Raw genomic sequence first — 10,689 nt, forward strand, 5'->3', positions numbered from 1 at the left:
TCCCGGACTGGAAAGAACTGGGCGCGCCGCTGAACACGCCGGTCACCCGCGACGACATTTTCGTCCTCAAGAACGCTGACAGCGCGCAGAAAATCCCTGACCTCTTTGTGCCCAAGACCATGCACAACGAAGGCAACTACATTATCTCCCTCGGCAACCTGTGCCGCTGGTTGGCCCAGCAGGCTGAAAACCTGGGCGTAGAAGTGTACCCAGGCTTCGCTGCGCAAGAAGCGCTGATCGACGAAAACGGCGTGGTACGCGGCATTCTCACCGGCGACCTCGGCGTAGACCGCGAAGGCCACCCGAAAGAAGGCGTGTACACCCCCGGCATGGAACTGCGCGGTAAATACACCCTGTTCGCCGAAGGCTGCCGTGGCCATATCGGTAAACAACTGATCAAGAAGTACAACCTCGACAGCGACGCCGACGCCCAGCACTACGGCATCGGTATCAAAGAAATCTGGGACATCGACCCGTCCAAGCACGAGCAGGGCCTGGTGGTGCACACCGCTGGCTGGCCGCTGGATATCGTCGGCACCGAAAACACCGGTGGCTCGTTCCTCTATCACCTGGAAAACAACCAGGTAGTGGTCGGCCTGATCGTCGACCTGTCCTATGCCAACCCGCACCTGTCGCCGTTCGATGAGTTCCAGCGCTACAAACATCACCCGGTGATCAAGCAGTACCTGGAAGGCGGCAAACGCGTGTCCTACGGCGCCCGCGCCATCTGCAAAGGCGGCCTGAACTCGCTGCCGAAGATGGTCTTCAACGGCGGTGCACTGATCGGTTGCGACCTCGGCACCCTGAACTTCGCCAAAATCAAAGGCAGCCACACCGCCATGAAGTCCGGCATGCTCGCCGCTGACGCCGTGGCCGATGCGCTGTTCGCCGGTAGCGAAGGTGGCGACCTGCTCAATGGCTATGTCGACTCGTTCAAAGCCAGCTGGCTCTACGACGAACTGTTCCGCAGCCGCAACTTCGGCCCGGCGCTGCACAAGTTCGGCCCGCTGCTCGGTGGCGCGTTCAACTACGTTGACCAGAACATTTTCGGCGGCAAGATTCCGTTCACCCTGCACGACACCAAGCCGGACTACGCCTGCTTGAAGCCCGCCGCAGACGCGAAAAAAATCAGCTACCCAAAACCCGATGGCAAACTCAGCTTCGACAAACTGAGCTCGGTATTCCTCTCCAACACCAACCATGAAGAGGAACAACCCTGCCACCTGAAACTGATCGACCCAAGCATTCCGCTGGCGAAAAACCTGCCGCTCTACGACGAGCCTGCGCAGCGCTATTGCCCAGCTGGCGTGTACGAGATCGTCACCCAGGAAAGCGGCGAGAAGAAGTTCCAGATCAACGCGCAGAACTGCGTGCACTGCAAAACCTGCGACATCAAAGACCCCTCCCAGAACATCAACTGGGTCGCCCCAGAAGGTGCTGGCGGTCCGAACTACCCCAATATGTAATTGGCGGGCGCAAAAAAAGGGCTTCTTCGGAAGCCCTTTTTTATTGATCGTTAGATGGCGCGATGGTCACCTATTCGCCGGATTAATCCGGCTGCGGCGCAATCGGGAAAAACTCGCCGCCGCTCCACAAGCCAAGCCACATCTGCCCGTCAATCTCACGCGGCACCGCCAGTTCAACCAACTGATAAAACACATTGCGGTGAATCAACGCTTCCAGGTTGGTGCGGATATGCACATAAGGCGCCGGCTCCTGGGTAACCGGGTCAATCACAAAACGCAGTGGATGCTCTGCCCCGGCCTCGGCTACATCCTCAACGTTAGTGGTGAAGCGCAGCACCTGCGCCTCACCCTCGCCTTGCACTTCAACGCTTACGGCAACAAAAGGTGCGTCATCAACCTTGATGCCGACCTTCTCAACCGGGGTAATCAGAAAATAATCATCGCCGTCGCGGCGAATGATGGTGGAAAACAGCCGCACCATCGGTTTGCGGCCAATCGGCGTGCCCAGGTAATACCAAGTACCGTCGCGGGCAATACGCATGTCGATGTCGCCGCAGAAGTCCGGGTTCCACAGATGCACCGGCGGCAACCCTTTGCCCTCGCCTTTGGGAATCTGCGCGAGCAGGTCGCCGGCCTTGCCTGGGTCACTCATACCCTCTCCTCTTATCTATTCATTCAAACCCAGCAGCCGTCGCGCGTACTCCTGCATGGGCGGCCCGAGCAAGTCGTCGGGCTTATTGTCGTATAACGTCAGAAAACCGCCACGGCTACGAATGCGCACAGTATCGACCAAGTAGCGGGTGTTGGTCTCAATTAACATCACCTGAATCGCGCTATGGTCGACACCCAGCCGATCCAACGCCTCCTGGTCATTCCACTCATCCTCGTTACCAATGCGGTCATCCGCACCGGCAAAGCGCGCATACAGCAAGTAATTGGCACCGGCAGCACGTGCCTGGCTAAGCGATTCGTCCAACCCCGCTGGCGCCTTGGCCCGGCGCACCATTGGGAAATATTCGACAAAGCCATTGAACGCCTGTTCCGCCACCACGTTAGGGCGCGGCGCATAGCCGCCCGGCGGCACGAAATGGCCTTGGGCAATAAAGATGAAGGAGTCCGGCTGCAGTCGCCACGGGCTCGAACGGCGGATATCGCTATGGTCCAGCAGGCCGGCATCGCTTAACTGATACAGAGCGCCATCGCTCAGATCGCTGACCTTCATACAGCCGCCAAGGGCCAGCACGGTCAGCAGCACAAAAAGGCTACGCATAAAGATTCTCCGCATGCCGGTGACGGAAAACCGGCGGATAGGCCGCATATTGCAGCTTCCGCGCCACATTCTTACGTGAACGCCAGACTAGCCTGACTGTACCCACAGCGCCTTAGTGTTGGGCTCGCCGAGGGCTCAACCCAACCTACTCAGCATCTCGCTGCTCATCCTCCTCAACGTCCTCGAGCGGCAAATCGGTATCTGGCTCCTGCACTATTGGCTCTACCGAGCCTGGGTCTTCGTTGCCGGGATCATTGATATCGTCGTCAATGCCTGTGTCGTCGCCGCTCATACATCACCTCATGGGTTTGTGGTTCTGTAATAGAGGAGTGCGGCGCGCAGAGAACAATTCCACCGCACCGACCAGCTGCGTGTGGTGGGCCACACTGACTTTCGCTGCTGCTATCTCGTGTGAACCATCGTCCTGTGCTCGCCTGCTGACTGCGCGCCCTATGCTAGAGTCCGGCGCTTTCGAAAAGAGGGAACGTATATGCGCAGCGTATTGGCGGTACTAGCGCTCAGCCTATTGACCGGGTGCGCCACCGTAAACGAAACAGTCGACGGCAACGCTCAATGCGGCCCGCACCCCTACTGCGGAACCGCTACGGATGTGAAATACCTCGGCGCCTTAACCGATGGCAAAGCCGGCGTGCTGGCCTGGTTTATTCCGCTGGTCATTATTGACATGCCGTTAAGCCTGGCGGCGGATACCGTGGTGCTGCCGTACACGGCGTTTAATGGCTGGGGTCGCCGGTAAAAACCATCGATTTCACCGAATTTGCCCGGTGCTCGCCGTTACCGAACCTACGCGCTCCTCGGCCAGAGCTGCCAGATTTGGCCTTTGCGCCAGGCCTACCATGGGCTCGCCGCTGGATGCCCAGTGGCCGGATTTGAACGTCCGCTTCGTAACTAAGCTGTAAAGCCCGTCATAAAACCGAGCGTTACACGACGCTCAGGTTTGCAGTTATGGCGGCTGTACGTGGGACGCCCTCGGGCGTGCCGAAGTAGTTACGATCGGTCGTTCAACCCGCGTACAGCTGCCACCCTATTTGCCCATTGGCACCCGTGGCAGCTCCATCACTTTCGGAGCTACGTTATGGAAAACTCAACCGCTTCTATCCCTACCAATGCGGTGCTTACCGTTAACAAAACCTGTTTGAAAACCGATGGCCACGCACTGTTGTGTGTGCGCGCTGGCGTACCTGTGGAATTGGCGCTGGAGCAGGCCACGACGCTGTTGGGCTGTATGGCGCAGCTGATTATGAGCCGCGAACCCCGTGGCAAAGAGGTGCAAACCGCAGCGCTGCAATACCTCAACGACATCACCCGCGCGCTGGTAAGTTCCAGCTTCGATGGGCTGTGTGCGTATGAGAAAACGCTAGCGGCTTAAGCGGAAAAATAGCTCACCGTAGGGTGAACGGACATGGCGTACACACCCATAACGCTAGGTGCGCGCAGCACACCCTACGGTTAGCAAACACAATGAACACGCAGCGCTGCGCGGTTCTTAGTCGTCGGAAATCACGATGTTGGGCATACCCGGATTGGCCTGCCCGCTTTGCGCAATGCGCGCGCCAACGGCTCGGGCGACTTCCTGGTAGAGCATGGCGATCTGGCTTTCCGGGTCGGCAATGGCGGTGGGTTTACCGCCGTCCGATTGCATGCGAATAGCCATCGACAGCGGCATAGAGGCCAGCAGGTCGACGTCATATTGCGCAGCCAATTTCTCGCCGCCGCCTTCGCCAAACAGGTGCTCGGCGTGGCCGCAGTTGGAGCAGATATGCACGGCCATGTTTTCCACTACGCCCAGTACTGGAATGTTGACCTTGCGGAACATTTCCACGCCTTTACGGGCGTCCAGCAGGGCTAAGTCTTGCGGAGTGGTGACAATCACAGCGCCAGCTACCGGCACTTTTTGCGCCAGGGTCAGTTGAATATCACCCGTGCCTGGCGGCATATCGACCACCAGGTAATCCAAGTCGCCCCAGGCGGTTTGCGTCACCAGTTGCAGCAAGGCGCCAGACACCATCGGGCCGCGCCACACCATGGGCGTGTTGTCGTCGGTAAGGAAGGCCATGGACATCACTTCCACGCCATGGGCCTTGATCGGCACAAACCACTTCTGCTCTTTCACCTGCGGGCGCGTGCCCTCGGCAATGCCAAACATAATGCCTTGGCTGGGGCCGTAGATATCGGCATCGAGAATGCCGACCTTGGCACCTTCGCGGGCCAGCGCCAGGGCCAGGTTGGCGGCGGTGGTGGACTTGCCCACGCCGCCTTTGCCCGACGCGACGGCGATAACGTTTTTCACGTTGGCCAAGCCTGGCACCTGGGCCTGGGCTTTGTGCGCAGCAATATTGGTGTCGATCTGCACGCTGGCGCGGCTGATGCCGTCGACATTTTCCAAGGCCATTTGCAGCATTTGCGCCCAACCGTTTTTAAACAGGTCGGCGGCGTAACCCAGCTCCAGGCGCACCCGCACCGTACTGCCGTCGATGCTCACATCGCGCAGGCAACCGGCCGTTACCGGGTCTTGATTGAGGTTGGGGTCGGTGAACTGACGCAGCGTGGCTTCAACCACCTGGCGAGTAATGGCGCTCATGGGGCAACTCCGAAAGGCTGAGCAAAACAGGCGGGCATCTTACTCCAGGGGAACTGGGTTTGTGCTGTTGGGCTTCGCCTGCGGCTCAACCCAACCTACGCCGATACCGTAGGTTGGGTCGGTCCGCGTTCGGTGAGCGCAGCGAAGCCCAACACCCTGCGGCGGATGAAAAAAATCCCGTGCCCCTTTATAGTTGCCGACTTCCCTCGTAATGCCAGTGCAGCCGATTACCATGTCCGAGCCCCGCAAAATTCTCGTCACCAGCGCCCTGCCCTATGCCAACGGTTCCATTCACCTTGGCCATATGCTCGAGTACATCCAGACCGATATCTGGGTGCGCTTCCAAAAGCACCGCGGCAATCAATGCATTTATGTCTGCGCAGACGACGCCCACGGCTCGGCCATCATGTTGCGCGCCGAGAAAGAAGGCATCACTGCGCAGCAGTTGATCGACGACGTTAAAGCCGAGCACAGCGCGGACTTCGCCAGCTTTTTGGTGAACTTCGATAACTTCCACTCCACCCATTCCGAAGAAAACCGCGAGCTGTCCACGGCCATTTACCTGGCCCTGCGCGACAAAGGCCATATCGCCACGCGCTCAGTGACGCAGTATTTCGACCCGGAAAAAGGCATGTTCCTGGCCGACCGTTTCATTAAGGGCACCTGCCCGAAATGCGGCACCGAAGACCAGTACGGCGACAACTGCGAAAAATGCGGCGCCACCTATGCGCCTACCGAGCTGAAAAACCCACGCTCGGCGATTTCCGGCGCCGTGCCGGTACTCAAAGACTCCAAACACTTCTTCTTCAAGCTGCCCGACTTCCAGGCCATGCTGCAAACCTGGACCCGCAGCGGCACCTTGCAAGAGGCCGTGGCCAACAAGATCGCCGAGTGGCTGGATGCTGGCCTGCAAGAGTGGGACATTTCCCGCGATGCGCCGTATTTCGGCTTTGAAATTCCCGACGAGCCAGGCAAGTATTTTTACGTGTGGCTGGACGCGCCGATTGGCTACATGGCCAGCTTCAAGAACCTGTGCAACCGCACGCCGGAGCTGGATTTCGACGCCTTCTGGAACAAAAATTCCAGCGCCGAGCTGTACCACTTTATCGGCAAAGACATCGTCAATTTCCACGCCCTGTTCTGGCCAGCGATGCTCGAAGGCGCGGGCTACCGCAAGCCCACCGGCATCAACGTGCACGGCTACCTGACCGTCAACGGGCAAAAAATGTCGAAGTCGCGTGGCACCTTTATCAAGGCGCGCACTTACCTTGATCACCTGTCGCCGGAATACCTGCGTTACTACTACGCGGCCAAGCTCAGCCGTGGCGTGGATGACCTGGACCTGAACCTCGAAGACTTTGTGCAGAAGGTCAACTCCGACCTGGTTGGCAAAGTGGTGAACATTGCCAGCCGATGCGCCGGTTTTATTCACAAAGGCAACGCTGGTGTACTGGTCGACAGCAATGCCGCGCCGGAGCTCACCGAGGCCTTCCTGGCCGCCACCCCAAGCATTGCCGAGGCCTACGAGGCCCGCGACTTTGCCCGTGCCATGCGCGAAACCATGGCCCTGGCCGACCGCGCCAATGCCTATATCGCCGACAAAGCGCCGTGGGCGTTGGCCAAGCAAGAAGGTAAGCAGGACGAAGTGCAGGCCGTGTGCGCCCTGGGCATCAACCTGTTCCGTCAGTTGATCATTCTGCTCAAGCCGGTGTTGCCGTTGCTGGCAGCCGATGCCGAGGCGTTCCTTAACGTCGCGCCGTTGACCTGGGACGACCATAAAACCCTGCTGGCCAACCACCAGCTGAACGCCTTCAACCCGTTGATGACCCGCATCGACCCGAAAGCCGTACAAGCCATGACCGACGCCTCAAAAGAAGACCTGGCCAGCAGCGAAGTGGCGGCCGCCCCTGCCGGCAACGGCGAACTGAGCAAAGACCCCCTGGCCGCCGAAATCGGCTTTGACGCCTTTGCGGCCGTCGACCTGCGTATTGCGCTGATCGAAAAATGCGAATTCGTTGAAGGCGCCGACAAGCTCCTGCGCCTGACCTTGGATATTGGCGATGCCAAGCGCAACGTGTTCTCCGGGATCAAAAGCGCCTACCCAGACCCGAGCAAACTGGAAGGCCGCCTGACCCTGTACGTGGCTAACCTGGCGGCGCGCAAGATGAAGTTTGGCGTGAGCGAAGGCATGGTGTTGGCGGCTGGGCCTGGCGGTGAAGAGATTTACCTGCTCAGCCCGGACAGCGGCGCCAAGCCTGGCCAACGGGTTAAGTAAGAGACGCCCTTCGTAGGGTGCGCCGTGCGCACCCCGCGATTTCAACGTCGCCCCTCGGTGCGCACAGCACACCCTACGCGTTTGCTTTAGAGCCAGTAGCAAGGAAGCAGTGATGAAATTGAAATGGATGTTGCCGATTCTTTTGTTGGCGTTGGCTGGCTGTAGCGAAAAAAGTGGGTCCAGCGCTGGCGAAGGCGCCGCGTCCTTTTCGGGCGAGAAAGCCAAAGCCGGCGTGTTTCTGGCCTACGAACACGCCGTCGGCATCGAGCTCGACAAAACCGCCATCACCCAACGCCTCGCCGACACCCGCGAAGCCTGCACCAGCAGCCGCTTTGGCGCTTGCGACCTGCTCGGCATCGAACAAGGTGACAGCAGCTACCGGGCAGGCAGCCTGACGGTGCGCATCGTGCCTGAAGGCGTGGAGAAACTGGTTGCCTTGGCAGGCGAAGGCGGCACGCTGCTGACCCGCAACACCCACGCCGAAGACTTGGCCCAAGCCGTCTCCGACAACAACCAAGTGCGCGAGCGCCTGTTACGCCAGTACAAAACCCTCGAACAGTTCCAGGACCGCAAAGACCTCAGCGTCAGCGATATGCTTGCGCTGGCCCGCGAGATGGCCGAGGTGCAGGTGCAATTGGACGCCACGTCCCAGGAAGCCGCCCAGCAACAACGGCGCATCAACACCAACCTGCTGACCCTCACCTTCAGCACCAAAGAACAACGCCCCAGCCGCTTTAGCCGCATTGGCGATGCCTTCGCCAACCTGCTGGACAACGCCACCGACGGCAGCACCCAAGCGCTGCAAGTAATCGGCTACGGCATTCCATTCCTGATTGTGCTGTTCCCGCTGGCCTTGCTGGTACGCTGGCTGTGGCGCCGGACCACACGGCGCGGGCAGCTTAAGGGCTAAGCCCTATACGTCTCACACTGGAAAGGAGCCCAGGCGGGCTCGCACGGAAGCACGTTATGAAAAAATCCGAAGCCGTGATTCTCACGCTGGTGACGGGCGGCATGCTGTTTAGCCTCTTTCACCACAACACGGTCTACCGCGACCGCTACGCCACGCGCGCCGATTGCGAACGCGACTGGCCAAACTCCAGCTACTGCGAACCGGTTTCCAGCGGCGGTTCGGCTGGCGGCGGTTCAGGCGGTTGGGGCAGCCGCAACCGCACTGATTATTACGGCCCCAGCTACGAAAGCGGCTCGCGCCCGAACACAGCCCAGCGCCAGCTGATTGCCGGCACCGAGGCGGTCAAACGCAGCGGCTTTGGCCGCTCCGGCGCGCGCTTTTCCGGGGGTGGCTAGTGCAACGTATCGCCTTTACCCCACGCCCCCATTGGCGTGAGCAGTGCGAAGCGCTGGGCTTTACCTTTCACAGCATCGACGGCGTGTATTGGGATGAGTCGGCGGCCTATCAGCTAACGCTGGCGCAAGTGGAAACCCTTGAGGCCGCCAGCGAAGACCTGCACCAGCGCTACCTGGCAGCCGTGGCCTGGGTGATTGAGGGCGAGCACTTTGCCCACTTCGACTTGCCCGCCCATGCCATTGCCCTGATCAAAGAGTCCTGGCAGCGCCAAGAGCCGGCGCTGTATGGCCGCTTCGATTTTTCCTGGAATGGCGAAGGCCAGCCGAAGTTACTCGAGTACAACGCCGACACCCCCACCAGCCTGCTGGAAGCCAGCGTGGTGCAGTGGTATTGGCTGCAAGATGTGTTGCCGGAGGCCGACCAGTTCAATTCCATCCATGAAAAACTGATCGCGCGCTGGAAGGAAATTGCCGAAGGCCAGCGGGTGCATTTCGCCGCCATCGACGGCCACGAGGAAGACACTGGCAACGCCCGCTATATGCAGGACGTCGCGCAGCAAGCCGGCGTGGACACCCGCTATCTGCCGGTGGAAGCCATTGGTTTTGATGGTCAACGCTTTGTTGATCTGGACGACCAGCCGATTGAGCGCTGCTTCAAGCTCTACCCCTGGGAATGGCTGTTGCAAGATGAGTTCAGCGCGCACTTGGGCCAGAGCGGCCTGCGCTTTCAGGAGCCGGCGTGGAAGATGCTGATGTCGAGCAAAGCCATGTTACCGATCCTCTGGCAGCTCAACCCGGACCATCCAAACCTGCTGGCGGCCAGTTTCGAGGAAGACCTGCCCGGGCGTTATGTGCGCAAACCGCTGTATTCCCGTGAAGGGCAGAACATTCGCATTGTCGCTGGCGAGCAGTCGCAGGAAAGCGACGGCCCGCACGCCGATGGCCGCTTTATCTACCAAGCCTTTGCCCCGCTGGCGAAGTTCGCCGACAGCTACACCGTGCTAGGCAGTTGGATGGTGGGCGAGCAAGCGGCCGGGCTTGGTATTCGTGAAGACGCCAGCGCCATCACGCGCGATAGCAGCCGTTTTCTTCCCCATTACTTTATTGACTGAGGCGCCCGCGCCCTTTTTTCGCCTCAAGGAGCAACGCTGTATGGCCCTGCTGAATAACTTGCCCAACTTTCTGCTGTATTTCGCCGTCGCCATCGCCCTGTTTGGCGCGTTTATTTTCCTCTACCTGCACCTGACGCCGTACCCGGAGCTCAAGCTGATTCGCCAGGGCAACCTGTCGGCGACCTTTGCCCTGCTAGGCAGCATGCTCGGTTTTGCTCTGCCGCTGGCCAGCGCCATTGCCCATAGCGTGAGCCTACTCGACATGCTGGTGTGGGGCCTGGTGGCGTTGGCGGTGCAGGCGCTGGTGTATTTGCTGGTATCGCGCCTGCTGCCGGAACTGCGTGACGGTATTCATGAAGACCAGACCGCCCACGGTCTGTTTCTTGGTGGCTGCGCCTTTTGCGTGGGCCTGATCAACGCCGCCTGCATGGTCTATTGAGCGCTCTGCTGTACCGAGCCGGCGCCATCCCGGATAATGGCGCCCCTCACTAGCGACCCAGCGACAAGCCCCGCGCAATGACAGCTTTTCTCCTCGCCCTGATCGGCGCCGCGCTGGTCAATAACCTGTTGGTGCTCTTGCCCGCCGGTGCTGATGCGCTGCGCCAGCACCCGGCGCAACTGGCGCTGCTGGGGCCGGCAAGTGCAGTGCTGATTGGTGT

Annotated in this window: 12 protein-coding genes; 8 read left to right on the plus strand and 4 right to left on the minus strand. The window is 59.8% G+C overall.

Annotated elements, in window-relative coordinates; all coding sequences use genetic code 11:
• A partial coding sequence (locus AAAB16_RS00515; protein WP_340661565.1) for an electron transfer flavoprotein-ubiquinone oxidoreductase occupies positions 1-1,466 on the plus strand: 1,466 nt, incomplete at its 5' end.
• Between the two features lie 82 nt (positions 1,467-1,548).
• Here the strand turns inward: AAAB16_RS00515 and AAAB16_RS00520 are convergent.
• The 3 genes from AAAB16_RS00520 to AAAB16_RS00530 form a co-directional block, all read right to left on the minus strand.
• A complete protein-coding gene (locus AAAB16_RS00520) occupies positions 1,549-2,118 on the minus strand; it encodes a DUF1285 domain-containing protein (RefSeq protein ID WP_340661566.1) in 570 nt (189 codons plus the stop codon).
• 15 nt (positions 2,119-2,133) lie between these two features.
• Positions 2,134-2,736 carry a DUF4823 domain-containing protein gene (locus AAAB16_RS00525; protein ID WP_340661567.1) on the minus strand — a complete coding sequence of 201 codons (603 nt, stop codon included), beginning with the start codon at positions 2,734-2,736 and terminating at the stop codon, positions 2,134-2,136.
• Positions 2,737-2,881: 145 nt separating this feature from the next.
• A complete protein-coding gene (locus AAAB16_RS00530; RefSeq protein WP_340661568.1) occupies positions 2,882-3,028 on the minus strand; it encodes a hypothetical protein in 147 nt (48 codons plus the stop codon).
• Positions 3,029-3,226: 198 nt separating this feature from the next.
• Here AAAB16_RS00530 and AAAB16_RS00535 point away from each other — a divergent pair, with 198 nt between their 5' ends.
• On the plus strand, positions 3,227-3,493 hold the full coding sequence (locus AAAB16_RS00535; RefSeq protein ID WP_340661569.1) for a YceK/YidQ family lipoprotein: 267 nt from the start codon (positions 3,227-3,229) through the stop codon (positions 3,491-3,493).
• Between the two features lie 339 nt (positions 3,494-3,832).
• Positions 3,833-4,126 (plus strand): DUF3077 domain-containing protein, encoded by a 294-nt coding sequence (locus AAAB16_RS00540; protein ID WP_340661570.1) that lies wholly within the window; start codon positions 3,833-3,835, stop codon positions 4,124-4,126.
• Between the two features lie 117 nt (positions 4,127-4,243).
• On the opposite strand, the gene apbC is transcribed toward AAAB16_RS00540, so the two are convergent.
• Positions 4,244-5,338 (minus strand): iron-sulfur cluster carrier protein ApbC, encoded by a 1,095-nt coding sequence (gene apbC / locus AAAB16_RS00545; RefSeq protein ID WP_340661571.1) that lies wholly within the window; start codon positions 5,336-5,338, stop codon positions 4,244-4,246.
• Between the two features lie 232 nt (positions 5,339-5,570).
• Here apbC and metG point away from each other — a divergent pair, with 232 nt between their 5' ends.
• From metG to AAAB16_RS00570, 5 genes are all read left to right on the plus strand, one after another.
• Entirely contained in the window at positions 5,571-7,613 is a 2,043-nt protein-coding gene (gene metG, locus AAAB16_RS00550) for a methionine--tRNA ligase (protein ID WP_340661572.1), read from the plus strand.
• A 112-nt stretch (positions 7,614-7,725) separates the two neighbouring features.
• On the plus strand, positions 7,726-8,523 hold the full coding sequence (locus AAAB16_RS00555; RefSeq protein WP_340661573.1) for a DUF4349 domain-containing protein: 798 nt from the start codon (positions 7,726-7,728) through the stop codon (positions 8,521-8,523).
• A gap of 56 nt (positions 8,524-8,579) precedes the next feature.
• Complete coding sequence (locus AAAB16_RS00560; protein ID WP_340661574.1) at positions 8,580-8,918, plus strand: hypothetical protein; 339 nt, start codon at positions 8,580-8,582, stop codon at positions 8,916-8,918.
• Positions 8,918-10,030: a glutathionylspermidine synthase family protein gene (locus AAAB16_RS00565; RefSeq protein WP_340661575.1), complete on the plus strand. Its 1,113-nt coding sequence runs from the start codon at positions 8,918-8,920 to the stop codon at positions 10,028-10,030. The genes AAAB16_RS00560 and AAAB16_RS00565 overlap by 1 nt, the downstream gene beginning before the upstream one ends.
• Positions 10,031-10,070: 40 nt before the next feature.
• On the plus strand, positions 10,071-10,469 hold the full coding sequence (locus AAAB16_RS00570; RefSeq protein ID WP_340661576.1) for a DUF350 domain-containing protein: 399 nt from the start codon (positions 10,071-10,073) through the stop codon (positions 10,467-10,469).
• Positions 10,470-10,689 lie beyond the last annotated feature (220 nt).

The sequence above is a fragment of the Pseudomonas sp. genome (genome assembly GCF_037994325.1).
GTDB lineage: Bacteria > Pseudomonadota > Gammaproteobacteria > Pseudomonadales > Pseudomonadaceae > Aquipseudomonas.

Bases quoted from the DNA above. Each gene is read 5' to 3' on its own strand.
- AAAB16_RS00535 (WP_340661569.1), top strand. From the start codon at position 3,227: ATGCGCAGCGTATTGGCGGTACTAGCGCTCAGCCTATTGACCGGGTGC.
- metG (WP_340661572.1), top strand. From the start codon at position 5,571: ATGTCCGAGCCCCGCAAAATTCTCGTCACCAGCGCCCTGCCCTATGCC.
- apbC (WP_340661571.1), bottom strand. From the start codon at position 5,338: ATGAGCGCCATTACTCGCCAGGTGGTTGAAGCCACGCTGCGTCAGTTC.
- AAAB16_RS00520 (WP_340661566.1), bottom strand. From the start codon at position 2,118: ATGAGTGACCCAGGCAAGGCCGGCGACCTGCTCGCGCAGATTCCCAAA.
- AAAB16_RS00525 (WP_340661567.1), bottom strand. From the start codon at position 2,736: ATGCGTAGCCTTTTTGTGCTGCTGACCGTGCTGGCCCTTGGCGGCTGT.
- AAAB16_RS00555 (WP_340661573.1), top strand. From the start codon at position 7,726: ATGAAATTGAAATGGATGTTGCCGATTCTTTTGTTGGCGTTGGCTGGC.
- AAAB16_RS00570 (WP_340661576.1), top strand. From the start codon at position 10,071: ATGGCCCTGCTGAATAACTTGCCCAACTTTCTGCTGTATTTCGCCGTC.
- AAAB16_RS00530 (WP_340661568.1), bottom strand. From the start codon at position 3,028: ATGAGCGGCGACGACACAGGCATTGACGACGATATCAATGATCCCGGC.
- AAAB16_RS00540 (WP_340661570.1), top strand. From the start codon at position 3,833: ATGGAAAACTCAACCGCTTCTATCCCTACCAATGCGGTGCTTACCGTT.
- AAAB16_RS00560 (WP_340661574.1), top strand. From the start codon at position 8,580: ATGAAAAAATCCGAAGCCGTGATTCTCACGCTGGTGACGGGCGGCATG.